Source organism: Lentzea sp. NBRC 105346 (genome assembly GCF_030269605.1).
In the GTDB taxonomy this organism is placed as follows: Bacteria; Actinomycetota; Actinomycetes; order Mycobacteriales; family Pseudonocardiaceae; genus Lentzea.
In genome coordinates, this window is the sequence record NZ_BSTQ01000026.1 from 61883 (window position 1) to 87822 (window position 25940).

General features: G+C 68.9%; 31 protein-coding genes. 15 read left to right on the forward strand and 16 right to left on the reverse strand.

Annotation, left to right across the window (positions count from 1 at the left end):
- Positions 1-41 precede the first annotated feature (41 nt).
- The 4 genes from QSK35_RS39690 to QSK35_RS39705 are packed head-to-tail and all read left to right on the forward strand — an operon-like array spanning position 42 to position 2307.
- Entirely contained in the window at positions 42-203 is a 162-nt protein-coding gene (locus QSK35_RS39690; protein WP_285753161.1) for a hypothetical protein, read from the forward strand.
- A gap of 36 nt (positions 204-239) precedes the next feature.
- Positions 240-803 carry a PH domain-containing protein gene (locus QSK35_RS39695; protein ID WP_285753162.1) on the forward strand — a complete coding sequence of 188 codons (564 nt, stop codon included), beginning with the start codon at positions 240-242 and terminating at the stop codon, positions 801-803.
- Between the two features lie 33 nt (positions 804-836).
- The gene (locus tag QSK35_RS39700) at positions 837-1694 is read left to right on the forward strand and encodes a PHP domain-containing protein (protein WP_502881778.1); all 858 of its coding nucleotides are present in this window, start codon (positions 837-839) and stop codon (positions 1692-1694) included.
- Positions 1695-1698: 4 nt separating this feature from the next.
- Complete coding sequence (locus tag QSK35_RS39705) at positions 1699-2307, forward strand: MarC family protein (protein ID WP_285753164.1); 609 nt, start codon at positions 1699-1701, stop codon at positions 2305-2307.
- Here the strand turns inward: QSK35_RS39705 and QSK35_RS39710 are convergent.
- A complete protein-coding gene (locus tag QSK35_RS39710) occupies positions 2304-2621 on the reverse strand; it encodes an ArsC/Spx/MgsR family protein (protein WP_352244198.1) in 318 nt (105 codons plus the stop codon). The genes QSK35_RS39705 and QSK35_RS39710 overlap by 4 nt on opposite strands.
- A gap of 37 nt (positions 2622-2658) precedes the next feature.
- Here QSK35_RS39710 and QSK35_RS39715 point away from each other — a divergent pair, with 37 nt between their 5' ends.
- The 3 genes from QSK35_RS39715 to QSK35_RS39725 all read left to right on the forward strand — a co-directional run bounded on the left by QSK35_RS39715 (position 2659) and on the right by QSK35_RS39725 (position 4712).
- Positions 2659-3495 (forward strand): RecB family exonuclease, encoded by an 837-nt coding sequence (locus tag QSK35_RS39715; RefSeq protein WP_285753166.1) that lies wholly within the window; start codon positions 2659-2661, stop codon positions 3493-3495.
- Positions 3496-3720: 225 nt separating this feature from the next.
- Positions 3721-4026 carry a hypothetical protein gene (locus tag QSK35_RS39720; protein WP_285753167.1) on the forward strand — a complete coding sequence of 102 codons (306 nt, stop codon included), beginning with the start codon at positions 3721-3723 and terminating at the stop codon, positions 4024-4026.
- Complete coding sequence (locus tag QSK35_RS39725; protein ID WP_285753168.1) at positions 4017-4712, forward strand: hypothetical protein; 696 nt, start codon at positions 4017-4019, stop codon at positions 4710-4712. Before QSK35_RS39720 ends, QSK35_RS39725 begins: the two co-directional genes overlap by 10 nt.
- Here QSK35_RS39725 and QSK35_RS39730 read toward each other — a convergent pair.
- The 9 genes from QSK35_RS39730 to QSK35_RS39770 form a co-directional block, all read right to left on the reverse strand.
- Positions 4709-5344: a response regulator transcription factor gene (locus tag QSK35_RS39730; protein ID WP_285753169.1), complete on the reverse strand. Its 636-nt coding sequence runs from the start codon at positions 5342-5344 to the stop codon at positions 4709-4711. The genes QSK35_RS39725 and QSK35_RS39730 overlap by 4 nt on opposite strands.
- 91 nt (positions 5345-5435) lie before the next feature.
- On the reverse strand, positions 5436-6323 hold the full coding sequence (locus tag QSK35_RS39735) for a type II secretion system F family protein (RefSeq protein ID WP_285753170.1): 888 nt from the start codon (positions 6321-6323) through the stop codon (positions 5436-5438).
- Between the two features lies 1 nt (position 6324).
- Positions 6325-7941 carry a VWA domain-containing protein gene (locus QSK35_RS39740; RefSeq protein WP_285753171.1) on the reverse strand — a complete coding sequence of 539 codons (1617 nt, stop codon included), beginning with the start codon at positions 7939-7941 and terminating at the stop codon, positions 6325-6327.
- Positions 7938-9299 carry a TadA family conjugal transfer-associated ATPase gene (locus QSK35_RS39745; protein WP_285753172.1) on the reverse strand — a complete coding sequence of 454 codons (1362 nt, stop codon included), beginning with the start codon at positions 9297-9299 and terminating at the stop codon, positions 7938-7940. The genes QSK35_RS39740 and QSK35_RS39745 overlap by 4 nt, the downstream gene beginning before the upstream one ends.
- A complete protein-coding gene (locus QSK35_RS39750) occupies positions 9296-10438 on the reverse strand; it encodes a CpaE/TadZ family protein (RefSeq protein ID WP_285753173.1) in 1143 nt (380 codons plus the stop codon). Before QSK35_RS39750 ends, QSK35_RS39745 begins: the two co-directional genes overlap by 4 nt.
- 8 nt (positions 10439-10446) lie before the next feature.
- Positions 10447-11211 carry a Flp pilus assembly protein CpaB gene (gene cpaB / locus QSK35_RS39755; protein WP_285753174.1) on the reverse strand — a complete coding sequence of 255 codons (765 nt, stop codon included), beginning with the start codon at positions 11209-11211 and terminating at the stop codon, positions 10447-10449.
- Between the two features lie 9 nt (positions 11212-11220).
- Positions 11221-12303, reverse strand: a complete 1083-nt coding sequence (locus tag QSK35_RS39760; RefSeq protein WP_285753175.1) for a pilus assembly protein TadG-related protein — start codon at positions 12301-12303, stop codon at positions 11221-11223.
- Positions 12291-12692, reverse strand: coding sequence for a TadE/TadG family type IV pilus assembly protein (locus QSK35_RS39765; protein WP_285753176.1), 402 nt, complete (start codon positions 12690-12692; stop codon positions 12291-12293). The genes QSK35_RS39760 and QSK35_RS39765 overlap by 13 nt, the downstream gene beginning before the upstream one ends.
- Positions 12693-12861: 169 nt before the next feature.
- Positions 12862-13068, reverse strand: coding sequence for a Flp family type IVb pilin (locus QSK35_RS39770; RefSeq protein WP_285753177.1), 207 nt, complete (start codon positions 13066-13068; stop codon positions 12862-12864).
- A 200-nt stretch (positions 13069-13268) separates the two neighbouring features.
- Between QSK35_RS39770 and QSK35_RS39775 the strand changes: the two genes are divergently transcribed.
- Positions 13269-13877 (forward strand): prepilin peptidase, encoded by a 609-nt coding sequence (locus QSK35_RS39775; RefSeq protein WP_285753178.1) that lies wholly within the window; start codon positions 13269-13271, stop codon positions 13875-13877.
- Positions 13878-13883: 6 nt separating this feature from the next.
- On the opposite strand, the gene QSK35_RS39780 is transcribed toward QSK35_RS39775, so the two are convergent.
- From QSK35_RS39780 to QSK35_RS39790, 3 genes are read right to left on the reverse strand one after another with little or no spacing between them, the layout of a single operon-like run.
- Positions 13884-14756 (reverse strand): alpha/beta fold hydrolase, encoded by an 873-nt coding sequence (locus QSK35_RS39780; protein WP_285753179.1) that lies wholly within the window; start codon positions 14754-14756, stop codon positions 13884-13886.
- A 57-nt stretch (positions 14757-14813) separates the two neighbouring features.
- Positions 14814-16097: an Rv3212 family protein gene (locus QSK35_RS39785; RefSeq protein ID WP_285753181.1), complete on the reverse strand. Its 1284-nt coding sequence runs from the start codon at positions 16095-16097 to the stop codon at positions 14814-14816.
- Positions 16098-16102: 5 nt separating this feature from the next.
- Positions 16103-17713 carry a DEAD/DEAH box helicase gene (locus QSK35_RS39790; protein ID WP_502881779.1) on the reverse strand — a complete coding sequence of 537 codons (1611 nt, stop codon included), beginning with the start codon at positions 17711-17713 and terminating at the stop codon, positions 16103-16105.
- Positions 17714-17912: 199 nt separating this feature from the next.
- Between QSK35_RS39790 and QSK35_RS39795 the strand changes: the two genes are divergently transcribed.
- Positions 17913-18554, forward strand: coding sequence for a ferritin-like fold-containing protein (locus QSK35_RS39795; RefSeq protein WP_285753183.1), 642 nt, complete (start codon positions 17913-17915; stop codon positions 18552-18554).
- A 44-nt stretch (positions 18555-18598) separates the two neighbouring features.
- Positions 18599-18823, forward strand: coding sequence for a DUF3107 domain-containing protein (locus QSK35_RS39800; RefSeq protein ID WP_285753185.1), 225 nt, complete (start codon positions 18599-18601; stop codon positions 18821-18823).
- A gap of 62 nt (positions 18824-18885) precedes the next feature.
- Here QSK35_RS39800 and QSK35_RS39805 read toward each other — a convergent pair whose 3' ends face one another.
- Both QSK35_RS39805 and QSK35_RS39810 read right to left on the reverse strand, forming a co-directional pair.
- Positions 18886-19182 carry a DUF4873 domain-containing protein gene (locus tag QSK35_RS39805; RefSeq protein ID WP_285753186.1) on the reverse strand — a complete coding sequence of 99 codons (297 nt, stop codon included), beginning with the start codon at positions 19180-19182 and terminating at the stop codon, positions 18886-18888.
- Positions 19182-19865, reverse strand: coding sequence for a TetR/AcrR family transcriptional regulator (locus QSK35_RS39810; protein ID WP_285753187.1), 684 nt, complete (start codon positions 19863-19865; stop codon positions 19182-19184). The genes QSK35_RS39805 and QSK35_RS39810 overlap by 1 nt, the downstream gene beginning before the upstream one ends.
- A 64-nt stretch (positions 19866-19929) precedes the next feature.
- On the opposite strand from QSK35_RS39810, the gene QSK35_RS39815 reads away from it, so the two are divergent.
- Positions 19930-20817, forward strand: a complete 888-nt coding sequence (locus tag QSK35_RS39815) for an AurF N-oxygenase family protein (protein WP_285753188.1) — start codon at positions 19930-19932, stop codon at positions 20815-20817.
- Positions 20790-21572 (forward strand): alpha/beta fold hydrolase, encoded by a 783-nt coding sequence (locus QSK35_RS39820; RefSeq protein WP_285753190.1) that lies wholly within the window; start codon positions 20790-20792, stop codon positions 21570-21572. The genes QSK35_RS39815 and QSK35_RS39820 overlap by 28 nt, the downstream gene beginning before the upstream one ends.
- 71 nt (positions 21573-21643) lie before the next feature.
- Here QSK35_RS39820 and QSK35_RS39825 read toward each other — a convergent pair whose 3' ends face one another.
- On the reverse strand, positions 21644-22276 hold the full coding sequence (locus QSK35_RS39825; protein ID WP_285753192.1) for a TetR/AcrR family transcriptional regulator: 633 nt from the start codon (positions 22274-22276) through the stop codon (positions 21644-21646).
- A gap of 159 nt (positions 22277-22435) precedes the next feature.
- On the opposite strand from QSK35_RS39825, the gene QSK35_RS39830 reads away from it, so the two are divergent.
- From QSK35_RS39830 to moeZ, 3 genes are all read left to right on the forward strand, one after another.
- A complete protein-coding gene (locus tag QSK35_RS39830; RefSeq protein ID WP_285753194.1) occupies positions 22436-23356 on the forward strand; it encodes an alpha/beta fold hydrolase in 921 nt (306 codons plus the stop codon).
- A 40-nt stretch (positions 23357-23396) separates the two neighbouring features.
- Positions 23397-24380 (forward strand): DUF3152 domain-containing protein, encoded by a 984-nt coding sequence (locus tag QSK35_RS39835; protein ID WP_285753195.1) that lies wholly within the window; start codon positions 23397-23399, stop codon positions 24378-24380.
- A gap of 81 nt (positions 24381-24461) precedes the next feature.
- Positions 24462-25634: an adenylyltransferase/sulfurtransferase MoeZ gene (gene moeZ, locus QSK35_RS39840; RefSeq protein WP_285753196.1), complete on the forward strand. Its 1173-nt coding sequence runs from the start codon at positions 24462-24464 to the stop codon at positions 25632-25634.
- The last annotated feature ends 306 nt before the right edge of the window (positions 25635-25940 follow it).

Genomic DNA, 25940 nt, shown 5'->3' on the forward strand with positions numbered 1-25940 from the left:
AACGGCGCCAAACGGGTGCGGAAGTTGGACGGGGTGGGACCGTGAACTTGAAGAAGATCCTCATTTTCGCCGGCGTCGCCTTGCTGCTGTTCTTCCTCATCGCCGAGCCGCAGCAGGCAGCGCAACTGGTGCACAACATCCTCGGCGCACTGCGGACCGCGGCGGAGGCTTTGATCAACTTCGCCAAGAACGTCGTCGCCTAGGACTTACACTCGTCAGCAACGAGAGGCGGGTGAACCATGTTCGCTCCACGCGATCCGGACGACTATCTGCTCAACAGTGAGCGTCGGGTCATCAGGGTGCGGCGACACTGGTCTTACCTGCTGTGGGACGTCCTGGAGGCCGGGGCTCTGCTCGCCGGCGCCATGATGATCTCCTACCTGTTGCCGCCGAACGCGGGGATCATCCAGAACATCCTCTGGTACGTCTCCCTGCTGGTGCTGCTGCGGTTGGCCTACTTCATCATCGAGTGGTGGGTCGAGCGCATCGTCGTCACCGACAAGCGGTTCATGCTGACGTCGGGCGTCTTCGAGACCAAGGTCGCGATGATGCCCATCAGCAAGGTCACCGACCTCACGTATGAGAGGTCGGTGACGGGCCGCATGTTCGGGTTCGGCACGTTGATCGTCGAGTCGGCCGGTCAGATCCAGGCGTTGAACCGTCTGGAGTACCTGCCGGACCCCGAAGAGGTGTACGACGCCATCTCCGAGCTGGTGTTCGGGGACAAGAAGGCGCAGGCCGAACGGTTCTCGATGATCAAGGCTCAGCGGATGGCGCGCGGCAAGTCGATGCTCCCCAAGTGAGTTCGCCGGATCGCGTCGTCCACACTGGACGACGTGGTCATCGATCTGCACACCCATTCGACGGAGTCCGACGGCACCGACACGCCTGCTGAGCTCGTCGCGGCGGCCGCCGCGGCAGGTCTCGACACGGTGGCGATCACCGACCACGACACGGCTTCCGGCTGGGCCGCGGCGGCTGCCGCACTGCCCGCCGGCCTGCGGCTCGTGCGCGGGTCGGAACAGTCGTGCACGTCGTTCGACGGGCGGGGCCACCGGATCACCGTGCACCTGCTCGCGTACCTGTACGACCCGACGTCGCCCGCCCTGGTCGCGGAGCAGGTGCGGCTGCGGTCCGAACGACGCGAGCGGCTGCACAAGATGGCGTTCCGGATGGCCGCCGACGGTTTCCCGATCGACCCGGACGCGCTGCTGGCCGGTGTGCCCGAGGAAGCGACCGTCGGACGGCCGCACCTCGCCATGGCGTTGATGCGCGCGGGCGTCGTGTCCTCGGTGGACGAGGCGTTCGCGACCTTCCTGGCCGGTGGCCAGTACTACGTGCCGCGCACCGACACGCCCGTCGAGCACGCGATCGAGATGATCACCGCGGCGGGCGGTGTGACCGTGCTGGCGCACCCGTTCGCCGTCGCGCGCGGCCCGATCGTCACGTCGGACGTGGTGCGTTCTCTTGCTTCGGTCGGACTCGCGGGCGTCGAGGTGGACCACCCGGACCATGACGCTGACACCCGCCTCCGGTTGCGGCGGCTGGCCGATTCCGCTGGGCTGATCGTCACCGGGTCTTCGGACTACCACGGGACGAACAAGACGATCCGGCTCGGCGCGGAGTCCACCGCGCCGGAGATGCTGGACGCACTCGCGGAGCGGGCCACCGGGTGCAAGATCCTCGTGGGGTGACGTGGTGTTCGACGTACGGCTGTTCACCGAGGCGCTGATCACGCTGATCGTGATCATGGACCCGCCGGGCACGATCCCGGTGTTCCTGGGTCTGGTCGGTCGCAAGTCCCGCGACGCGCGGCGCCGGGCGGCGCGTCAGGGCGTGCTGGTGTCGTTCCTGGTGATCACCCTGTTCGCCGTGGCGGGCAACTCGATCCTCGCCTACATGCACATCGGCATCCCGGCCCTGCAGGGTGCCGGCGGGTTGCTGCTGTTGCTGATCGCTCTGGACCTGTTGACCGGTCGTGGCGAGACCAACCACCCGGAGGTCGAGGACGTCAACATCGCTCTCGTGCCTCTGGGGACGCCGCTGCTGGCCGGGCCTGGTGCCATCGCGGCCACGATCGTGTTCGTGCGGCAGGCCGACTCGATCGGGTCGTACATCGCTTTGGCGACGGCGATCGTGGCGGTGCACCTGATCCTGCTCGCGTGCCTGCGGTCCGCGGGTCTGCTGATCAAGGTGTTCAAGGAGAGCGGGATCCTGCTGATGGCGAAGATCGCCGGTCTCCTGCTAGCCGCGATCGCCGTCCAGTTGGTCGCGTCGTCCGTGCAGGGGTTCGTGTCCGGGGCCTAACGCTCGATGCTCGCTTCGTCTTCCTTGATCACGATCGGGCGTTCGATCAGGACGGGGTTCTCGGCGAGGATCTTGATCCACTTGGCCCGGTCGTGGGGCTCGTTCTTGAACTGCTGGTACGCCGGTTCCTTGGTGCGGGCGATCTCCCACGGTTCCTTGCCCAGCAGGGTGAGGACGTGGTCGAGCTCCTGCTCGGTGGGCGGGTTGTCGAGGTAGCGGCGCTCGGTGTAGGTCTCTCCGGCGTCGTCCAGGGCCTGCTTCGCGGCGCGCGACTTGGAACAACGCGGGTTGTGCCAGATCTCCATGGGAGCCATTCAAATACTGTCAGGGGGTCTGAGTAACTTGGGGTCCGTGGAACAGCTCGGGTTCGACTTCGGCAGCGTCCCCCGCCGTCTGGTGCGGGTGACGCCGGCCAAGCTCGCGACGTGGACGGACTGTCCGCGCCGATACCGCATGGCGTACCTGGACCGGCCATCGCCGCCGCGCGGGGGAGCCTGGGCCCACAACACCCTCGGCGCGGTGGTGCACAACGCGTTGAAGGCCTTGTTCGACCTGCCCGCGGAGAAGCGAACCCCGGAGCAGGCGGCGGCGCTGGTGACGCGGCACTGGAAGAGCGAGGGCTTCCGCGACGTCGACCAGGCCGCCGAGTACCGGGCGCGGGCGGCGGGCTGGGTGCACGACTACGTGGCCGAGCAGGACACGTCGATCGAGCCGCTCGGCATCGAGCGCTGGGTGTCGTCGCCGACCGAGAAGATCGTGGCCGAGGGCCGGGTCGACCGCATCGACCTGCGCGACGGCGAACTGGTGATCGTCGACTACAAGACCGGCAAACAGGTCCTGACCGTCGACGACGCGCGCGGCTCGCAGGCGCTGGCCCTCTACGCGCTGGCGGCGCGGCGCACGTTGCGCAAGCCGTGCCGGCGGGTCGAACTGCATCACCTGCCCAGCGGCGAGGTGGCGGTGTGGGAGCACACCGAGGAGTCGCTCGCGCGGCACGTCAGCCGGGCCGAGGAGGCCGCGGACGAGATCGACCTGGCGGCGGAGACGTTGAAGGCCGGTGGCGACCCCGAGATTCTGTTCCCGCCGGTGACCGGGCGGCAGTGCACATGGTGCGACTTCCGGCGCAGCTGTCCGGAGGGGCAGCAGGCGTCGCCGGCGCTCGACCCGTGGGAGCTGCTGGCGCCGTAGCCCCGCGAAGGTACGGCTCAGGCCGCGAGTCCTCAGTTCGGCACCGGTGAGTCCTCGGTTCACGCCCGCAGGAGGCGGCTCGGGGACGCGGAAGCGCGGGCTCGCGGGAGCGAGAGTGCAGCTTCGTCAGGGGTTGAAGTGTCGATTCGCGGGGGGTTGAGTTGAGGACTCGCGTGGAGGTGACCCTCGGGCCCTGGATGCCGCTCGGCCCCTAGACTGGCGGAAGTGAAGGCAGCGGCGACGGAGACCAAGCGGAGAGCGGGTTACGGGTTCCTGCGGGGCGTGAGCGGAGTGCTCGCGGTCGGCATGGTGCTGCTGGCACTGTTCAACATCGGCGTCCAGTTCTACGCCAACGCGCACGACCTCCCAGGCCCCGGCGCCCTCGCCGTCACGGCGCACATCGTGGCCGCGCTCGTGGTGATCGTGGCCCAGGTGATCGCCGACCGCTTCAACGACTGGCGCGCGCCGGTCAGCTCGCTGGGGGTGCTCCTCATCAGCGCCGCGACCCTGTGGACGTTCTGGTGGGCGTGACAGACCCGTCCCGGCTCGCCTGGGATGCGCGGGATGCGCTCGCCCGCGCGCACTCCATCGCCGGAGGACCCATAGGGCTCAGGCACCTTCTCTTCGGCTTGGTGACAACGTCCAACAGCTATGCGCTGCTCGTTGAGTGCGGCGTCGATCTGGCACCGGTTTCAGCCGAGATCGCCGACCTGAAACCGGTGGATCGCCCCGTCCTTCCAAAGGATTTCGTGTGCACCGACGAAGCCGCGGAGGCACTACGCCACGCGGCCGCGCACGACGGACCGATCCGGACGTGGGATCTGATTTCCGGGCTCATCCGGCAAGGGGGCCTGGCCGAACTTGCCGGACTCGCCCCGGAGAGCCCGATGAACGCCAACGACCGGATCTGGGCTCGCATAACGGATCCAACCGCCATCTGGGGCGGGCGGACGGAACCGGCGAAGGACATCGTGCCCGCCGAGATCCGGGAGTTCACGGCGCGGATTCTCCAGGCGCGGCAGCGCAAGGAGGAGGCGATCGATGCCGAGGACTTCGGCCTTGCGGGGATGATGCGCGACGTCGAGAAGCGGTTGCTGGCCGAGCGTGCCGAATGCGCACGCGAGTGGATTGCCACGGTCGACGTGCTCGCGCTGGTCGACGAAGTCGAGCGGCTCAGGGCCGAGGTGGCCGGGCTGCGCTCAGCCGAGGGAGCCTAGGCGGAGTGCCGGATCAGGCCGTCGCGCAACGCCGTCATCAACGCCTGTGAGCGGTTGGACGCACCGAGCTTCTCGTACAGCCGCGACACATAGGTCTTGGCCGTCGACTGACTGACGTACAACGCCCGAGCGATCGCGGGGACCGAGACACCGTCGCGCAGCAGCAAGAGCACTTCGCGCTCACGAGGGGAGAGCCCGAGTCGTGACGTGGCCTGATGCCGCCGCGCCAGCGCGGAGGCCAGGCCGGAGGCGGTGAAGGAGGAGGCGGCGACAGCCGCGTGGCGGATGGCGCCGAGCACCTCCTCGACCGGGGCGGCCTTCGACACGAACGCCGAGACGCCGGTCTCCAGGGCCCGGAACAGCACGTCGTCCTCGCCGTGCGACGTGAGCACGACGATGCCCATGGAGGGGTAGCGGTCGCGCAGCTCGCGGGCCAGGCGCAGGCCGTCGCCGTCCGGGAGGGCGACGTCCACGGTCACGACGTCCGGCGACAAGGACGCGATGACGCGCGGGGCGTCGAGAGCGGAGCCCGTCTCAGCGACGATCTCGATGTCGGTGCTGCTCGCGGCCAGTTTGCTCAGGCCGTAGCGGGTCAGCGTGTGGCCGTCGACAACGACGATGCGGATCGTCATGCGGACTCCTTCGTTGAAGGTTCATCCGCATGTCGATCCGCTTGTCGAATCGGTTACACCGATCGGCCTATTAGGGTCTAAAGACCCTGACTCACAGTGACAACAGCACTCGGGCCATCGAGATCGCAGCGGGGCCGATGATGATCACGAACATCGCCGGGAAGATGCACGCGATCAGAGGGAAGAGGATTTTCACCGGCACCTTCTGGGCCGTCTCCTCGGCCCGCTGACGGCGCCGGACGCGCATCTCCTTGGCCTGCTCGCGCAGCACCTGGGCAATGGGAACACCGAGGTCACCAGCCTGCACCAGGGCCGAGACGAACGACCGGAGCTCGTTGACCGTGGTGCGTTCGGTCAACGACCGCAGCGCCTGGTTCCGGGATTTGCCGATCTGCATCTCCTGCAGCACGCGGGCGCATTCCATGGCCAGCGGGCCCGTGGTGTTGCGGGCGACCTGGGCGAGTGCCGCGTCGAAGCCGAGGCCGGCCTCGACACACACCGTGAGCATGTCCAGGGCGTCCGGGAGTGCCTTGCGGATCGCCTGCTGGCGTTTCTGGCCGGCGTTGAGCAGCAGCAGGTCGGGCAGGAAGAACCCGCCCACTGCGCCCACGACCAGACAGATCACCATCGCGCTGACCGAGTGGTAGCCCAGCAGCACGCCGAGGAAAGCGGCGCCCAGCAGCAGGCCGAGGCCCTTCGACGCCAGGACACGTTCGGCGCTCCAGCCCGCCGGGTTGCCGGCCAGGTCGAGCCGGTACTGCAGTCGCGATGACGCGTCGGCGGGCGAGAGGCGCCCCGCCATCCCGCCGAGCCACGAAGGGGACCGCTTGGTCTCCGCTTCCACGGCGACCGAACGTGAATACGTGCTCTCGATCATCGCCAGGGAGTTGTCGACGGCGCTTCCCGCGGGCCGGGCCAGCATCACCACGAAGAGCACGATCGCGATGCCGAGGCAGGCCAGTGCGAGCAAAAGGACCATGTCACACCTCCACCTTCACGAGCTTGCGCATCCAGAACGCCCCGAGCACGACCAGCAGCGCGGCACCGCCCAGCATCAGCCAGCCGGGCAGGGTGGTGTGCAACGGGCGCATGTAGTCGGGCCGGGCGAGGAACAGCCACGTACCCAGGCAGAGCGGCAGGGCGATGAGGACGTATGCCGAAAGCCGGCCTTCCGCGCTCAGCGCGCGAATCTGCCTGCGGGTCTTGGCGCGGTCCCGCATCGTGCCGACGGTGTTGAGCAGGACCTCGGCGAGGTTGCCGCCGACCTGGCGCTGGATGCGGATCGCCATCACGACCCACGCGAGGTCGCGGCTCTCCATCCGGTGCGCGACCTGGTCGAGTGCGTCCTCCAGTTCGGCGCCGATCCGGGTCGCGGCCAGCGCACGGGAGAACTCGCCGGCCGCGGGCTGGGCGCCGTCCCGCACGACCCCGTCGATCGACTGCGACAGCGAGAAGCCGGAGCGCAGCGATCCCGCGATGAGCTGCAGAACGTCCGGCAGCTGCTCGCCGAACGCCGCTCGCCTGCGCGTGGTCTTGGCCGAAACGTACGCGGCCGTGCCGAGCCAGCCCAGCAGCAGTCCGAGCGGGATGCCGAGCCACGGCACACCGGTCAGCACCGCCAACCCCGCGGCCAGCGCGATCGCCAGGCAGACCCGCAGCAACGTCCACTCCGTCGGCTTGAACCTCATGCCCGCGAGGTCCAGCTTGGTCGCGATGTCCGACGCCCGGCGTTCGCCGATCAAGCGCCCGGTCACGTCCAAGGCGGTTCGCGCTACCGAGCCCTCTTGTGCCGCTACAGGTTCGTGCCCGGTGCGGCGCCCAGGACCGTACTGGCCGATCTGCTGGTCCAGCTTCTCGCCCGGACCGCCGCGCCCGCCGGATCCGAACAGCAGCAACGCGACCAGCAGCAACACCAGGAACGTCCCGCCGATCACCAGCGCGGTCTGCCAGGACGTCGACGACGGCTCCACCACGGCGGGTGGCGGCGCGACGGTCGTGGTGGGTGCCGAGACGGCCGGAGCCGTCGTCGGCACCACGAGAGCAGCGAACGCCGCGGCCAACTGCGGCGCATCGTTAGCGGTTAGCAACCGCCCGCCGGCCGCGTCGGCGATTCGCTGCAGCGCCGCGTCCTGGTACTGGAAACCCACGACGTCGGCAGGAATTTTGTTGTCCACCAACGACTGCACCGCGGCGTCCAACGAGGTCTTGCTGACCGTGTCCTCGCCATCCGAGACGATGACCAGCCGCCGTTCGGTGATGCCGTTCAACGCCGACACGGCGAGCGGGACGGCGTCGTGCAGCGAGGTGTTCCCCTTGGCCTGCACCGAGTTCACCGCCGCGGTGACCTGCCCGCGGTCGGCGGTCGGCGGGACGAGCAGCTGCGGCTTGTCGGAGAACGCGACGAACCCGACGAGCACGTCCGGCTGCAGGCCGGCCACGTAGTCCGTGATCGCCTTGCGGGCCAGCACGATCCGGTCCGGGGCCATCGAACCGCTGGTGTCCAGCAGCACGACGACGCCACGCGTCGGCTCGGCCGCCGAGGCGACGCCGCCCACCATCATCAACGCCAGCACGAAGAGCAGGATCCTTTTGATCATCGCTGGAACTCCTCGCCGACGAAGATCCCCGGAGGCAGCGCGACCCCTCGGTCCAGCAGACGTTCCACGAACCGTGGCCGGATTCCCGTGGTGCGCAAGGCACCCCGGTAGCGGCCGTGCTCGTCCACACCCGCGTGGAAGTCGAAAAGGAACAGGTCCTGCAGCGTGACGACCTCGCCCTCCATGCCCAGCACCTCGGTGATGTGGGTGATCCGGCGGGTGCCGTCCTTGAGCCTCGTCTGGTGCACGATCAGGTCGATCGCGGACGCCATCTGCTCGCGGATCGCGCGCGTCGGCAGGTCGACACCGGCCATCAGCACCATGGTCTCCAAGCGCGCCAACGAGTCGCGCGGCGCGTTGCTGTGCACGGTGGTGATGGAGCCGTCGTGGCCGGTGTTCATCGCCTGCAGCATGTCGAGTGCGGCGCCGTCACGAACCTCACCGACGATGATCCGGTCCGGCCGCATGCGCAGCGAGTTGCGCACCAGGTCGCGGACCGCGACCTCACCGCGGCTCTCCACGTTGGGAGGCCGCGCCTCCAGGCGCAGCACGTGGTCCTGGCGCAGCTGCAGTTCGGCCGCGTCCTCGATCGTGACGATCCGCTCGTCCGCGGGTACGAACGACGACAGCACGTTCAGGCTCGTCGTCTTGCCGGAGCCGGTGCCGCCGCCGATCAGGATGTTGAGCCGGCCGTGAACGCAGGCCCGCAGCACGGCGGCCACGGCCGGAGTCATGGTGCCGAACGCGATCAGGTCGTCCACGGTGAACGGATCGGTCGCGAACTTGCGGATCGTCAGCACCGAGCCGTCCAGGGCGATCGGCGGCACGACGGCGTTGACGCGGCTGCCGTCGGGCAGGCGCGCGTCGACCATCGGGCTCGCCTCGTCAACACGCCTGCCGACTTTGGCGACGATCTTGTCGATGGTGCGGCGCAGGTGGCTCTCGTCGGCGAACGCCGCCTCGACCGGCTCGAGCCGGCCGGACCGCTCGACGTAGACCTGGTCGTGTCCGTTGACCATGATCTCGGAGACGCCGGGGTCGCGCAGGTAGGGCTCGAGCGGGCCGTGGCCGAGGATCTCGTCCGCGACCTCCTGCGCCACCCGCGAACGGTCGGCACTCGTCAACGGGGTCTCGTCGCGTTCCAGCACGGTCTGCAGCGTCTGCCGCACCCGCATCTCCAGCTCGCGCTGGTCGAGGTGCGCGTCGTACAGCTTGGGGCCCAGCGACTCCAGGAGTCCGGAGTGGACACTGCGCTTGAGTGCGGCGAACGGGTCGGCGTGCCGTGCGGTCCTGCGCAGCACCGCGGGTGCCTCGGTGGGAGCCGGCCCACGCTGGGCCAGCCGGTCGCTCAGGCTCACTTGAACCACCTCCGCCGCGCTCCGGCCAGTGCCGGCTCTTCGGTCACACGCTCACGGGCGAACTTCGCGATCGCCTCACTGACCGGGTGCTTCGGCATGCTGAGGGTGATCGGGTTGCCCTTGTTGACGGAGATCGGCACGTCCCGGCTGGAGGGCACGTGCGCGCTGATCGGGTTGCGCACCACGCGTTCCACGTCCTCGGCGGTCAGTCCGACCTTCGCGTCCGAGCGGTTCAACACGATCGAGCGGATGTCGTGCGAGTACGACAGCAGATCGAGCATGTCGAGGGTGACCCGCAGGTTCTTCAACGCGGGTACGTCCGGCGTGGTCAGCAGCACGTGGTGGTGGGACACGTCCATCGCGGCCAGCACGTGTTCGCTGAACTGCGACGGCGTGTCGACGACGACGTAGTCGAACATCCTCGGCAGCACCTCGAGCAGCTCACTCACCAGCGCGGCCGGAATCCGTTCCGCGTCACCGGGTTCCACCGGCGCGAGCAGTGCGCTGAGCCCGGGACGGCACTGCGTGAGCAGCGACGCGGCGCCCGCGGTGTCGACGTGGCCGATCATGCCGAGCGCGTCGACCATCGTGCGCGCCGGGTCGATCTGCATCGAGATGCCGACGTCGCCGAACGCGAGGTCCAGGTCGACCAGGCACACGTTGCGCGCGCCACCCGCGGCCAGCACCGCGGCGAGGTTGACCGCCAGGGTCGTCTTGCCGCAGCCGCCCTTGGCGGAGAAGACCGTGACGACCTGGCCGTGTTTGCGCGGCCCGACGTCGGACGGCGCGACTCGGTGGGACAGTTCGACGGAGCGCTGGCACGCCTCGGTCAGTGCGGCGAGGTCCTCGGTCGGCACGACTTCGCGGACGCCCGCCCGCAGCGCCCTGGTGAGCAGTGTGACGTCGACCCGGTGACGGACCAGTACGACGCCGACCGCCGGCCGGTCGAGCCGCCGTGCCGCGGCGAACGACAGCGCCTCGTCCAGGTCGGCCTGCGGGCCGATGACCACGAGCGTCTCCAGTTGGTCGCTGTCGAGCAACCGGGCGGCGCCGGCGAGGTTCTCGGCGACCCGGACGTCGGGTCCGATGCCGAAGGCTAGCTTTCCGGCTTGCGCGGCCGGTTCGCAGAGGATGGCCATGGCGCGCCTCAGCTTCCGAAGATGGAACGGTTGTCGACACCGTTGCTGGGGTTGACATCGGACTTGCCGCCGAGCAGCGCGAGGTAGAGCGTCCCGGTTTGCTGACCGTGGATGAGCTTCTCGGCGTCGGCCTGGCTGACGGCGACCGTCACGATCGCCTTGCCGACCTTGTTCTCGGTATTCCCGGTGCTGCCGTTGCCGCTGTCCTCGACGGTCACCGCGAGCACCTCGACCGCGGTGAGCAGCAGCCGCGTCGCCTGGTTGTACTCGTGCTGCTTGGAGAGACCGTCACCAGCGGGTGTGATGCCCTTGCCCTCCAGGATCGTGAACGTGTCGAACACGGCGACCTTGGAACCCTTGTGCACCAGGCCACCGGCGCGCTGCCACGCCTCGGTCGGAATCGTGACGGCGATCTTGCCGTCCGGGATCGCGATGCCATCGGACAGCGATGCGGCCGCGACGAACATCGGCTTGGTCAGCAGCTGACCGGCCGCGACGTCCGAGGACGTGACGAGGTCGTTGAGCGAGGCGTCCACTTCGGACAGCGCGCCTTCGGGCACCGTGCCGGCCGGCATCTGCTTGGTGTCGACCAGCTTCTGTGCGTCGGTGGCGGACGTGCCCGCCGGAATGCGTTCCTTCGCGACCAGGACGGTGACGGCCTGCTGTCCCGCGAGTGCGCGGGCGTCGGCGCTGCGGACGTAGATGAACACGCCCACGGTGCCCACGAGAGCCAGCACCACGGCGAGGACGACGACGAGTGTTCGGTTCTTCATGGTTGCTCCTCAGCCGGTGAGCTGGACGACGTAGGCGCCCAGGTCAGGGCCGCCGATGGTTCCGGTGGTGGGGATCAGGCCCTGGACGAAGTAACCGTTGACGCACTTGTCCGAGCCCTTGCAGTCGTTGTTCTTGTTCAGCCAGTCCGACTCGCTGAAGCCGGGCAGGTGGTACCCGGTGACGACGAACCCGGCGAAGCCGATCAGCGTGTAGGTGCCGTTGGTGCCGTTCTCGGTCACCTTCGAGTAGATCGGCACGTACACGATCTGCTTGTTCTGCCAGGCGTTCTGCAGCGCGGTCTTGCACTGGTTGCCAGCGGAGGCGCCGGTGTCCGCGCTGTAGGTGTTGTTGTTGATCAGCACCGAGCAGTCGCCGTTGTCGTCGACCCAGCCGAACATGCCGGGACCGTCCGAGCCGGCCGGGGCGCCCGAGCAACCGGTCGCCGAGGTCGTGGTGTGCAGCTTCAGCACCTGGTCCGCGGACTGCGGGGGAGTGGCGGGCGGAGCGGGGGCGAAGGCCGTGCCGTTCGATGTCGCCTGCATCCACTCGCAGAACGAGATCGTCATCGCGACCGTGGTCGCGGTCTTCGGTGGTCCCCAGGCGGCACGGGCGCAGGCGAGCACCTTTGTCCCGTCGTAGGAATCGTTACCCGCCAGCATTCTCGCGAACTCGCCGGGCAGCAGCGTGGAGCCGTCCGCGGTCTTGGTGGACGTGTGCACGTCGACGTACTTCGTGCCCGCCTTCGGTGTCGTGGGACAGTCGACCATTTGACCGGTCGAAGTGGAACACGCGGGAAGCACACCGAATCCGTCGTAGCCGCACACCGTGTCCACATTGGACTTGCTGTCCTTCGCGTTGGCGTTCGCGTAGGTGTTCGCCTTGCCGGGCAAGCAGGTCGAGGCGCCGGCGGCGCAGCCCCGGGCCACCGCGATGGCCCCCGCGTCCGCGCCGTTCTGCAGCTCGGCGCGCTCCTGGTGGAGCAGGCCGACGTCCACGACGAGAGCGCCCATGCCGAGCAGCACGCAGCCCCCGATCAGGATGCCGACGAGGACGCCCACGGCGCCGCGGTCGTCGGTCCTCAGGCTTCGCATGGCATGACTCCCTTGGCGGTGAGCGTGATCGGGTCGCCGAGTCCGCCGCCGCCGAACAGGGAGGCGATGCCTCCGACGGGCGTGACGAACTCGAACGTGTAGGTCGTCTGCACCGTCGCGTCGGAGCTCGGCGTCGGCGTCCCGGGACAGGCCGTCACCGAGACGTTCACATCGCTCAGACCCGTTGCGGCGCTTTGGGTTTTCGACACGACGTTGGGTTGCTTCAGCGAGGCGAGGCGTGCGCCCTCCCGCGCCGCTTGGGTGATCGTGATCTGCGCGTTGAGCGCGCGGCCGAAGTCGATGATGCCGAAGATCAGCAGGAGCAGGAGCGGCATCAGCAGGGCGAGCTCCACGGCGGCCGCACCGCGGTCGGTACTGCGCTTTCTCATGTCCACTCCCTTGTGCGGCGGCCGGGGGAGACCGGCCGCCGCACGGCTGGTTACGGGTCGCTCGCGATGTGGTTCCGACTTCGGTGAAGACCCCTTCCAGGCCTTCACCGACCGCGATGACGGCGCGGGTGGCGCCGTACGAGCAGAGGGATGCCGGAGACCGACGGGCTCACGAGCAGGTGCCACCGAGCTTGGTGCAGACCAGGTCGAACTTGGTGTCGAGCGCGGTGCCGATGCCGGTGACAGCGGCGATGATGACGATGGCGATCAGCGCGACCATCAGGCCGTACTCGACTGCGGTGGCGCCGCGGTCGTTCATCTTGCGAACTGGAGAGGTGAGGAACTCCTGAGCGCGGAGGTACAGGTAGAGCAACATTTCGTTCTCCTAGGGGGAGTCCGACTTGGACGTCGAGAACTCTCCGTGATCGACGCGCGGCTCGGTATCGGACGAAGGGTTGTAACGAACATGCAGGTCCGGATGACATGTCGGTCGATTGGAGGACAAGCGGCGCCGATCGGTCAGAACTGCTGCTGTCACGTTCCGTCGCGGTAGTTCGGTGCGTACCGTCCCGTCGCATGACTGCTTTGTGGGCTGCGGGCGGAGCGCTCGCCGGTGTGGGTGCCGGTGTCGCGCTGCGCGGCCCCGTGTCCCGGTTCACCCGCGTGGGCTGGGTGTTCCTGCTGGTGTCGGCGGTGGTCGTCGCGGCGCTCGCGGCGCGGTTCGCCGGTTCGGTGGAGGTGCTCGCGTTCGCGACTCTCGGCGCGCTGGGCGTGGCCCTCGCGTTCATCGACGCGGCCGTGGAGCGGCTACCGGACGTGCTGACGTTGCCCGCTTACCCGATCGTGGTGGGGCTGCTGGCCGTCGCCGCCGTCGTGTCCGGGCGGTTGGACACGTTGTGGCGGGCGCTGCTCGGTGGTCTGGTGCTGTTCGTCTTCTACTTCGCTCTGGGCGCGGTGCGGCCCGGTGATCTGGGTGGCGGAGACGTGAAGCTGGCCGGCGTGCTCGGCGTCGGGCTGGCGTGGCTCGGCTGGCAGTCGCTCGCTCTGGGGGCGGCGCTGGGATTCGTGCTGTCCGCCGTGGTGTCGCTGGTGTTGCTGGCGGCGCGACGGATCACGCTGCGAAGCCAGTTGCCGTTCGGGCCGTTCATGCTCGCCGGAGCTCTGGTGGCGGTGTTGCTCAGTTAGCCCAGTTCAACGCAGCCAGGCCCGCCAGGTGGGGAGCAGGGTGGCCAGGAGTTCCATCGGGGCTTCGACGTTCGGCGAGTGCGCCGCACCTGGGATCACCGCGAAGTCCGCGTCGAGGCGTTCGGCCATGTCGCGTTGGCTGGCCGGGCTCCAGGCGTCGTCCAGGTCGCCGCAGACGACCAGCGCCGGAGTGCCCTTCGCGCGCAGAGTTCGGCCCAGTTTCGCTACCAGGTCCGGTTCGTGGCGCAGGCCGTTGCCCATGCCGATGAAGCCCACGGCCGGGGAGGCCAGCCAGCGGGTCTTCAGGAACTCCTTGAGCTCCTCGGGTTGTTCGGCGTACTTCGGGTTCGCTGCGCTGCGGAGTTCCTGGAGTTTGTGCGTGCCCTCAACGCCTTGCGTGGCGATGATCTGTTCGCCGATGTCCAGGGCTGTGCGGCGTTCTCCCGCTGGGAGTTCCGATGGGCCTGAGGAGAGCAGGGTCAGGCCTGCGATCGGTGCGCCGGCCAGGACGGCCGCGCGGGCTACCAGGCCTCCGTAGGAGTGGCCCAGGAGGAGGACTCTGCGGCCCTCGGCGGCCAGCTTCTCGACCAGTTCGGCGAGCGATGCGCCCAGGCCCGCGGGGCGGTACTCGGCTTCGGTGTCCGGGCCTGGGGACTCGTACTGGCCCGGGAGGTCGATCGCCACTACCTCGAAGCCGGCGTCGGCTATGCCGTCCAGCATCGGGGCGAAGTCCTCTTTGGAACCTGTGTACCCGGGGACCAGCAGCACGGTCGCCTTCAGGGCGTCACCCACGGCCGGGGCGCGCAGTGCGGCCACGGGGCCGTAGCGGCCGGGAAGGTCGACGCGTTCGGCGCGGTGCGGGGTGATCTGCGAGTACACGATGGAACTATCGCAGCGCGGTTCGCGATTCGCCACGCAGTGTCGCGAGAACCACCCCTAGCGCAGGGCCACCAGGGTCTTGCCGCGCTGCTCCAGCACCACCGGGCCCACCGTGGCCATCTGGACCGGGCCGGTGTAGCCGTCGCGGTTCACCGGGATCGTGCCGACCTCGGCGCCGGTCTGCTGGTCGTAGACCTTCAGGCCGGTGCGCACCGGGATCAGGATGCGGCCCGCCAGCGTCGTGCCCGGCCCCAGCGTGTCCTTGACCGTCCACATCGGAGCCAGCGTCTCGGTGTTGAGCGCCACGGTGCGGGAACCGGTGTGCCAGAACACGTGCGACGCGGTGACCGTGACGGGTGTGACCAGGCCGGCCGGGTCCTTGATGTCGCTGTTCGGGACGTCGACCGGGTACTCGCCCAGCTGGCCGCCGTTCTCGGCGTCGAAGACGACCAGGCGGGCCGGGTTGGGGAGCGCGACCGCCACGAAACGGGCGGTCACGGCCACCACCTGGGCGCCGTGGGTGCCTACTACGACGCTGGCGAACACCTTGGGCTCGTCGGCCTTTTCCGGGTTCGGCTTCAGGACGGTGATGCGGTCGTCCACGTCGTCGGGGCAGCGTTCCAGGACTGCGAACCTGCCGCCCGTTACCGCGAACGAGCCGAAAGTGCAGCCGGTGCGCGGTTGCTTGCCGGGGTTCACGATGGCGCGCAGCTGGCCGTACTCCAGGGAGCGCACCAGGTCGTCCCGGCGGTAGACCTCAACGAACTTCGAGCCCGTGGTGATCACGTGCGAGCCCTCGTCGAGCAGGCGCGTGCCCAGCTCGGCGTCGCCGTTGCGCTGGGCTCGGCGTTCGCCCGTCGCGCCGTCCAGGGTGGAGATTTCCGAGCAGTTGTCTTCCTTGCGGTAGGCCGCGATGGCGCGGCCCCACGCCGTCGACACCGTGCACAGCTGCAGGTCGCGCGTGTAGCTCCACCGGGACTCGCCGGTCAGCGGGTCGCGGCCGGCCACCTCGCCGCCGTTGCCCGTGACCACGGTGGAGTCGACCACCACCGGCGTCTGCGTCGAGTCGCTCGGCATTCGCCACACCTCCGCCAGAGACGGCGGCAGCGCGTTGACCGGCGGGAGCTCCGGGACGGACGACGAGCCCGTCACGGACGTCGTGCCGCGCGCGTCGCTGTTCAGCCAGACGACCAGGGCGGCCACGAGTACGCCGACGGTGATCAGTGCCACCGCGGCGTAGTCCGCCCTGGTTCGCCACGTTCTGGCTGGTGGGCGTGGCTGGACTGACCCGCCTTCGGGGTCGTCCAGCACGTCCTCGAGGTCGGCGATGTCGGAAGACATGGCCCTTAGTCTGCCGAAGGCGCGGTCTGATCCGCGTTGGCCCTCCGGCGACGACGGCGGCGGGGCTTGTCGGACGCCGGCGTTTCGGCCGACGTCTGCTGCGGCTGCTCGGCCTCGCCCTCGACCGGGACGCCCGCGCGGCTGCGACGGCGCGTCCGCCTCGGACGGGACTCCTCCTTGGAGCCCGACTCCGGCGTCGGGGCGTGCTCGGCGGAACCACCCGCGCCGGTGCGGCTGCGCCTGCTGCGCTTGCGCGGCTTGCGGTCCAGCTTCTCCTCCGGCTCGGCGTCCAGTCCGGCCCGTGTGCGCAGGCCGAGCGGCAGCCGCCCGGTCGAGCCCGACGGGATGTCCAGGTCGCTGAACAGGTGGTCCGACGTCGAGTAGGTCTCGACCGGCTCGGGCTTGCCGAGGTTGAGGGCGTCGCTGATCATCTTCCAGCGCGCCTCCTCGTCCCAGTCGACGAACGTCACGGCGACACCTGTGCGGCCCGCGCGGCCGGTCCGGCCGATGCGGTGGACGTAGGCCTTCTCGTCCTCGGGGCACTGGTAGTTGATGACGTGCGTGACGTCGTCGATGTCGATGCCGCGCGCGGCGACGTCGGTCGCGACCAGCACGTCGACCTTGCCCGTGCGGAACGCGCGCAGAGCCTTCTCGCGCCCGCCCTGCCCCAGGTCGCCGTGCACCGCGGCGACCGCGAAGCCACGCTCGGCCAGGTCGTCCGCGATCTTCTGCGCGGTCCGCTTGGTGCGCGCGAAGATCATCGACAGGCCACGGTCACGCGCCTGCAGCATGCGGGCGAGCATCTCGGTCTTGTCCATCGAGTGCGCGCGGTACACGAACTGCTTCGTGCGCTCGTGGATCGCGCCCGCGTCGTTCTCCTCGGCCCGGATGTGCGTGGGCTGGTTGAGGAACGTGCGGGCCAGCGTGATGATCGGGCCCGGCATGGTCGCCGAGAACAGCATGGTCTGCCGCTCGTCCGGAACCATGGTCAGGATGCGCTCGATGTCGGGCAGGAAGCCCAGGTCGAGCATCTCGTCGGCCTCGTCCAGCACCAGGCTGCGGACCTTGCCGAGCACCAGGTGGCGCTGTTCGGCCAGGTCCAGCAGCCGGCCGGGGGTACCGATGACCACGTCGACGCCCTTGCGCAGCGCGGCGATCTGCTGCTCGTAGGGGCGGCCGCCGTAGATGGACGTGACGCGCACGCCCAGGTGCTTCGACGCGTCGGTGAGGTCGTGGGTGACCTGGAGACACAGCTCACGGGTGGGAACCACCACAAGGGCCTGCGGGGTGCCGTCGCCAGGCGTGATGACGCGCTGCAACAGCGGCACGCCGAAGCCGAGCGTCTTGCCCGTTCCGGTGCGCGCCTGACCGATCACGTCGTCGCCCGCGAGCGCGATCGGGAGGGTCAGCTCCTGGATCGCGAAGGTTCGTTCGATGCCTGCCTCGTTCAGCGCCCGGACGATCTCGGGGCGCACCCCCAGCTCGGCGAACGTGGGGGCTTCGTCGCTTACCGGGGCGTCTGCCAGCAGCGGGTGCGACGTGTCTTCTTCCGGTACTCCGGCCTCGCTGTGTTCCAGCGCGACCGGGTCGAGATGTGCTTCAGCGGTCAGGTTGATCAGCCTCTCTCAGCCAGCGCGCACCGCCCTGGTCTGGGCCTCTCGACCGCGCTTCTCTCAACAGCTGCGGGAAAGGTGTGCACGCACCATATTCATGCGCCGCGCAGCGTGTGGACCAGCCCTTGCTGGGCCCTATATCACGCCGGGCGTCGGCCACAGTCTACCTGGCGAGACGCTTCTGGCCATTAGGCTTCGTCACATGGGTGTTGCGGAGGGTGTTGTCGATCTTCTAGGTGCGCTCGCGTACGGCGAGCTCTCGGCGTTCGACCGCATGACAGAGGACTCGCGAGAGGCTCCCACGCTGGCCGGCCGCGCCGCGCTGGCGCAGATGGCCGCGGCCGAGATCGGGCACTTCACGTTGCTGCAGAAGCACCTGGCGGCCGAGGGCGTCAAGGTCGAGGACGCGATGGCGCCGTTCGTGCAGGGCTTCGACGCGTTCCACGAGAGCACCAAGCCGAAATCGTGGCTGGAATCACTCGTCAAGGCCTACGTCGGCGACGGGCTGGCGGCCGACTTCTACCGCGAGGTGGCCGAGTGGCTCGACGAGCCGACCAAGGAGCTGGTGCTCGCCGTGCTCGCCGACACGGGCCACTCCGCGTTCGCTGAGCGCGAAGTTCTGTCGGCGGTCGAGTCGGATCCGCGGGTGCGCGACCGGCTCGCGTTGTGGGGCCGCCGGCTGCTCGGCGAGGCGTTGACGCAGGCCCAGTACGTGGTGGCCGAGCGCGACCCGCTCGCCGAGCTGATCGTGCACGGCTCCGGCGACCTCGCCGGGATCGCGGCGCTCTTCCGGCGGCTGCAGCAGAGCCATGCGCGGCGGATGTCGCAGCTCGGTCTCGGCTAGTGTTTGCGATCAGAGAGTCTTTTTGAGCACGCACGGAGGTCAGCGTGGAGGTCAGGATCGGCGTCGTGGAGAGCCCACGCGAGCTCGTCGTGACCAGCGGTCTCACCCCGGACGAGGTCGAGGCACTGGTGAACGACGCGGTGCAGGGCAAGTCCGGTGTGCTGACGCTGGTGGACCAGAAGGGCGCGCGCTTCGTGATCCCCGCGAGCCGGGTCGCCTACGTGGAGATCGGCCCGCAGGACTCGCGCAAGGTCGGCTTCACCGCATAAGCCAGTTGCCATGAGGGGAGCTTTGCAAGCGGTCAGCGCTTGCAAAGCTCCCCTCATAGCGTTCAGGCCGGGGTGAACGGGGGCGTGGAGATGCCGCCTACTCGGTAGCGGCCCCAGGGGTCGGGGTCGGTCAGGGTGCCGGTCGCCTCGCCCTCGGGCGTGCGCAGCACGGCCGACCGGGCGCCTGCCTCCACCAGTGCGGTGACCTGCGCGTTCTCGGTGATCCGGCCGTACCAGTGGTACCGGCCGTCGATCGGCTGGAAGAAGCCGCGCAGATCGACCTGGACGGGCACCTCTTCGGTCTCGAAGACGAGCGTCGCCTCGCCCGTGTAGCCCTCTTCCGGATGCTCGTCGCTCATCAGTCCACCAATCGCAGCGGGGTCAGCGGTCGTTCCGGGTCGGCCTTCACGCCGGCCGAACGCAGCAGCCCGTCCACGGCGTGCCAGATGATCGTGGCCAGGTAGTCGCTCAGGCTCTCCCGCGACATCGACTGGCGGTCCAGCCACCAGTCACCCGCGTTCTGCACCATCCCGACCAGCGCGTGCGCCCACGGCTCGGCACCGCCGGAGTCCATTTCGAACGCCCGCAGGTAGTCGCCGAGGATGCGGGCCAGGTTCGAGGCGATGAGCTGTTTGTCCTCGTAGACCACATCCTTCTCCACCGGACGGTCCACAAAGGAGCCACGCACGACGAACCGGTAGAGGTTCGGGTTCTCCTCGATCACCGTCAGGTACGCGTCGACGATCCGCCGGATCCGGTCGCGGATCGGGCCCTCCTCGGCGATCGCCGGGCCCAGCCGGTCCATCAGCATCTCGGTGCCGCGCTGCCCGACCGCGAGGTACAGGTCCGACTTGTCCGCGAAGTGCCGGTAGAGCACGGGCTTGCTGACGCCCGCCTCGGCCGCGATGTCGTCCATCCCGACGTCGGGCCCGAGCCGGGCGACCGCCCTGATCGTGGCCTCGACGAACTCGGCCCGGCGGGCCTCGCGATGGCCCTTCCAGCGCTCGCGCCGAGCGTCCGGCCCCTTGACAGTGCGTGCCATGTGTCGCACGCTACCAGAAGTAACCGTTACCTCAAGTAACACTTACGTCGGGGAGGCGCTGCCAATGAAGGTGGCTGACCGGGAGAAGACCGCCGAGAGGCTGCTCAAGTCCTCGGCCGACAAGTTCTACGACCCCGAGGTCGACATCGACTGGGCCGCGCCGCTCGTCGACGGGAAGTTCTTCGTTCCCGAGCACCGGATCTCGCTGTACGGCACGCCGATGTACGAGTCGTTGTCGCTCGAGCAACGGATCGAGCTGTCCAAGCACGAGCTGGCCAGCGTCGCGTCGGTCGGCCTGTGGTTCGAGCTGCTGCTGATGCAGATGCTGGTCAAGGTCGTCTACAACACCGACCCGACGTCACGGCACGCCCAGTACGCGCTGACCGAGGTCGCGGACGAGTGCCGCCACTCGACGATGTTCGCGCGCCTGGTCGAACGGGTCGGCTGCCCCGCGTACGGACCGGTGCGGCAGGTGCACCGGCTCGGCAAGCTGCTGCCGACGGTCGGGTACGGGCCCGCGATGTACGGCTCCATCCTGGTCGCGGAGGAGATCCTCGACCGGCTGCAGCGCGAGGCGATGGCCGACGACAACGTGCAGCCGCTCGTGCGCATGGTCAACCGCATCCACGTGCTGGAGGAGGCGCGGCACGTGCGGTTCGCGCGCGAGGAGGTCGTGCGCGGCATGCCGTCGTTGTCCCGCGCGGAGCTGGCCTACCAGCGCTGGCTGGTGGCGAACGTGTCGATGTACATCACCCGGACGATCATCAACCCGGCCGTGTACTCGGCGGTGGGCCTCGACCCCCGGGAGGCGCGTCGCGCGGCGTTCGGCAACCCGCGGTTCCACGAGACCATGCAGTGGGCCGGGGAACGGATCATCAGCTTCCTGGACGAGGTCGGCATGATCGGAAAGCCGGGGATGCGCGCATGGCGTCGCTCGTTCTTGATCGGCTGAACGTCGTCGAGTCCGGCGCCGGCGAGGTCACCGCGGTCCTGCTGCACGGCTGGACGCTGGACCACACGTCGTGGGACCGGGTGGCGCCGTCGTTGCCGGGCCGGGTGGTCCGGTACGACCACCGCGGTCACGGCGCGTCCGGCGCCGGACTGCCGGCGACGATCGAGGAGCTGGCGGACGACCTGGCGCTGGTCCTGTCCGAACGGGTGCCGACCGGCCGGATCGTGCTGGCCGGTCACTCGATGGGCGGTATGACGATCATGGCGCTCGCGGAGGCGCATCCGGCGGTCTTCGAGCGGGTGTCCGGGGTGGCGCTGGTGGCCACGTCCTGTGGCGACCTGCCGCCCGTGTCGCGCGTGGAGCGGCTGCTCGGCACGTGGATGGCGCGGCGTTCGACGGTCGGCTTCGCGCGGGTGATGAGTCCCGGCATCCGGGTGGGGCTGTTCGGCAAGGGGGCCTCGTGGTCCGACGTCCGCGCCTCGGCCGACGCGATCGGCCGGTGCGACGGGCCGAGCTTCGGCGGGTTCCGCGACTCGTTGTCGGCCCATCAGCGGCGGGAGGCGTTGCGGGCGCTCGCCGGCATTCCGACGGTCGTGCTGGCCGGCGGGGCGGACCGGCTCACGCCGTTGCGGCACGCGCGGGCGTTGGCCGAGGCGCTACCGCACGCCGAACTGGTGATCTACCCGCGTGCGGGTCACATGCTCCCCTTGGAACGTTCCACCGACGTGGCAGGCCGCATCGCGCACCTGATGTGACCCCAAGGGGAGATCGAGGGTGGAACAGCGAGGGCCACGTCCCGTCGGGGGGACGTGGCCCTCGTCCACGTTCAGTGCTGCTGGAGCGGGAAACCGCCGCCGATGCCGCGCCACGTGAGGTTCGAGATGAGCGCGACGGCGTCGTCCTTGGGGACCTTGCGACCGTCCGCGAGCCACGCCCGCGCGGTCACCTGGGACAGGCCGACCAGGCCGACGGCCAGCAGGCGCGCCCGGTCCGGCGGCAGGCCCGCGTCCGCGGTGATCGTGTCCGTGATGGCGTCGACGGAGTCGGTGGTGGCGCGCTCGACGACCTCCAGCACAGCGGGCTCGCTGCGCAGGTCCGACTCGAAGACCATGCGGAACGCCTGGCCCTCGCCGTCGACGAAGTCGTAGAAGGCGGCCACGGTGGCGCGCACGCGCTGCTTGTTGTCCGGCGACGAGGCGATCGCCTGGCGGACCTGGCCGACGAGCTGGTCGACGTGTGACTCCAGCAGCGCCATGTACAGCTCGAGCTTGCCGGGGAAGTGTTGGTACAGCACCGGCTTCGACACACCCGCCCGCTCGGCGATCTCGTCCATCGCGGCGGCGTGGTAGCCGTTGGCGACGAACACGTCCTGCGCCGCGGCGAGCAGTTGAGCACGTCGCGCGGTGCGTGGCAGTCGGACGCCACGTCCCGCCGGTGCGCTCTGGGCTGTCTCCGTCATGGTGCCTCCAGCAGATCATCTCCGACTGGGAAAGGGGTTGCCCCGTCCCCAGCGCGAACGCAACCTTACTCGCTAGTAGCCCAATTCTGGGAACCAGTTGAGAGCCTGATCCCGCATCCTGGGGAGGTGAGCCCCCTGACCAGAGTGACGCTATCGACGGTGGACCTGCCTCCACTGGACAACACCATCACGCCGTGGCCCGGCACGTTCTACCAGGTGGACGACCACGAGATCCACGTCCGGGAGACACCTGGGCCTGACGAAACAGCGGTGTACGTGCACGGGCTGGGGGGCTCGTCGACCAACTGGACAGACCTGGCACACCAGCTCAGCAACCACGCGCACGGCTATGCCATCGACCTACCAGGTTTCGGCAGGTCAGAGCCCATCGCGGGCTACGACTTCAGCCTCCAGGCGCACGCTCGGACGGTGATCGGATTCATCGAGCGTCTCAACAGGCCCGTGCACCTGTTCGGCAACTCGATGGGCGGCGCGATCTCGTTGCTGGTCGCGGCCGAGCGGCCGGACCTGGTCAAGACGCTCACGCTGGTCTCGCCGGCCGTCCCGGACCTGCGGCCGCACCTGAGCCGCGTGTCCGACCCCCGGCTTCCGCTCGCGTACGTGCCGGTGCTCGGCAGGCGGGTGCGCAAGCAGTTGGCGCAGCTCACCGCGCGCGAGCGCACGGACCAGATGCTCAAGCTCTGCTTCGCCGAACCGGGCACGGTGCCCGAGCACCGCATCGAGGAGAGCATCCGGGAGAACGAGGAACGCGCGGCGCAGAAGTGGGCCGCCGCGGCACTCGGGCAGAGCACGATGGGGCTGATGCGCGCGTGGCTGGTGCCGCGGCGCCGGTCGTTGTGGCAGGTGCTGCATCGCGTCGCGGCGCCGACGCTGGTCGTGTGGGGCACCGAGGACAAGCTGGTCAGCGTGAACAAGGCGCCCAGAACGGTGAAAGCGCTGCGCAACGGTCGACTGCTGGTGCTTCCGCGCACCGGGCACGTCGCCCAGATGGAGCGCCCTGCGACCGTGGCCAGGGCCGTTCTGGGGATGTGGGAAGCACTCGATCGACACGCATGGTGATGCCTGACGGCCATTTGTGTGATGTGGGACCCTGTTCGGCGTGAACCGGGCAGCCGAGAGACCAGCGGACGAGGTGGACCGCTATCGCCGTGGTGCCCGACGCACAACCGCCGAACCGCTGGCGGCGTCGTGGGAGCCGGAGGGCCCCCACCGCGCGGCGCCGCGGCGTACACCCGCCAAGAAGCTGGTCGCCAACTACGGCTGGCGGATCTACGCGATCCCGGTGCTGATCGTGCTGACCGCACTGGTCGTGCTGGACACCCTGCAGCCCGGAAAAGCGCCCGCGTCGGACACCCCCGGAAGTGCGTCGGCGACGACGTCGAAGCCGCCCGCCGCCACCGAGGTGCAGGCGCCCAAGCAGAACCTCAACGTGCCGACCGCCGAGCTGCCCGCGGGCCCGGACTTCTCGACCGACGGCGCGGGCACGTGGCGGGCGCTGCCCGGCAGCGGGCCCCGGCTGGGTGAGGCGAACGCCGCGAACTTCATGAAGTACGCGATCGCCATCGAGGACGGCGTGAAGGCCGCGGACTACGGCAACGACGACGCCGCGTTCGCGAACTCGGTCGACGCCTTCCTGGCGGACCCGCGCAGCTGGATCGGCACGAAGACGATCGCGCTGCAGAAGGTCGAGGCGAACCAGAACCCGGACTTCATCATCAGCCTGACGTCGACGAAGACGACGCAGAAGATGTGCGGCGCGCAGATCCCGTTCGAAACCTCCTGCTGGGACCCGCCGAGCGGCCGAGTGGTGATCAACGTGGCGCGCTGGGTGCGCGGCGCGAAGGCGTTCAGCGGCGACCTCGCCCTGTACCGCAACTACCTGATCAACCACGAGGTCGGCCACGCGCTGGGCAACGGCCACAAGCCGTGCCCGGAGAACGGCGCGGCGGCCCCGGTGATGATGCAGCAGACGTTCGGTGTGGCGAACAACTTCGTGGCCGAGCTCAACGCGGGCCAGGACAACGTTCCCGCTGATGGCAAGGTCTGCACCCCGAACGCGTTCCCGGCGCCTCCCGCTTCGTGAGACGACTTCCCATCCGGGAAGACAGCAGGCAGTGTGGTTGTTGTCCTGGCCAGGGACTTGCTTTTCGTCGAGGAGGACCAGATGGCGCTTCCGCCGCTCGTGGAGCCCGCAGCGGAGCTGACCAAGGAAGAAGTAGCGCGCTACAGCCGGCACCTGATCATCCCGGACGTCGGGGTGGACGGCCAGAAACGGCTGAAGAACGCGAAGGTGCTGGTCGTCGGCGCCGGTGGCCTGGGCAGCCCCGCACTGCTGTACCTGGCGGCCGCGGGCGTGGGCACGCTGGGCGTGGTCGACTTCGACGTAGTGGACGAGTCGAACCTCCAGCGCCAGGTCATCCACGGCCAGTCCGATGTCGGCCGCCCCAAGGCCGAGTCCGCCCGCGACTCCGTCGCGGAGATCAACCCGTTCGTCAAGGTCGTGCTGCACCAGACGCACCTCAACTCCGAGAACGCGCTGGACATCTTCCGCGACTACGACCTGATCCTGGACGGCACGGACAACTTCGCCACCAGGTACCTGGTGAACGACGCCGCCGTGCTGCTGGGCAAGCCGTACGTGTGGGGCTCGATCTTCCGCTTCGAGGGCCAGGTGTCCGTCTTCTGGGAGGACGCGCCCAACGGTCAGGGCCTGAACTACCGCGACCTTTACCCGGAGCCGCCGCCTCCCGGCATGGTCCCGTCGTGTGCCGAGGGTGGCGTGCTGGGTGTGCTGTGCGCGTCCATCGGTTCGATCATGGTTACCGAGGCGATCAAGCTGCTTACCGGTATCGGTGAGCCGTTGCTCGGGCGTCTGATGGTGTACGACGCGTTGGAAATGTCGTACCGGACCATCCGAATCCGCAAGGACCCTGACTCACCGAAGATCACCGAGCTGATCGACTACGAGGCGTTCTGCGGGGTTGTGTCCGATGAGGCTGTGAACGCGGCGGCCGGGAACACGATCACGCCGTTGGAGCTCAAGCACAAGCAGGAGTCCGGTGAGGACTTCGTGCTGGTGGACGTGCGGGAGCCGCACGAGTTCGAGATCGTGCGGATTCCTGGGTCTGTGTTGATTCCGAAGGATCGGATTTTGTCCGGGGAGGCTCTTGCGGAGCTGCCTCAGGACAAGCCTCTGGTTTTGCACTGCAAGTCTGGGCAGCGGTCGGCTGAGGCGCTTGCTGCTTTGCACCGGGCTGGGTTCAAGGACGCCGTGCATGTTGGTGGTGGCGTGCTGGCTTGGGCTCGGGAGGTTGATCCCTCGCTGCCTACCTACTGAGTGGTGTGTTGGAGGGGCGTTCCCGGTGGTCGGGGGCGCCCCTTCGGCATGTTGGCTGCCGGTTTGTGTTGACGCGGTGGCTTTTGTGGTGGGTTGCGTTTGTGTTGACGCGGCGGCTTTCGTGCTCGGGGCTCCGCCCCGGACCCCGGCTCAGCTCAAAGAGGGGCCCTTGGGTGGTTTCGTTTCGTAGTGGGTTGCGTTGGGGTGGTGTGCCCCTCCCGTCGCATCGCACCTGAGGCAGCCGCATCCGAGACCCCAGGTCAAGCGAAAAGCGTGCTTGACCTGGGGTCTCGGATGCGGCAGGGC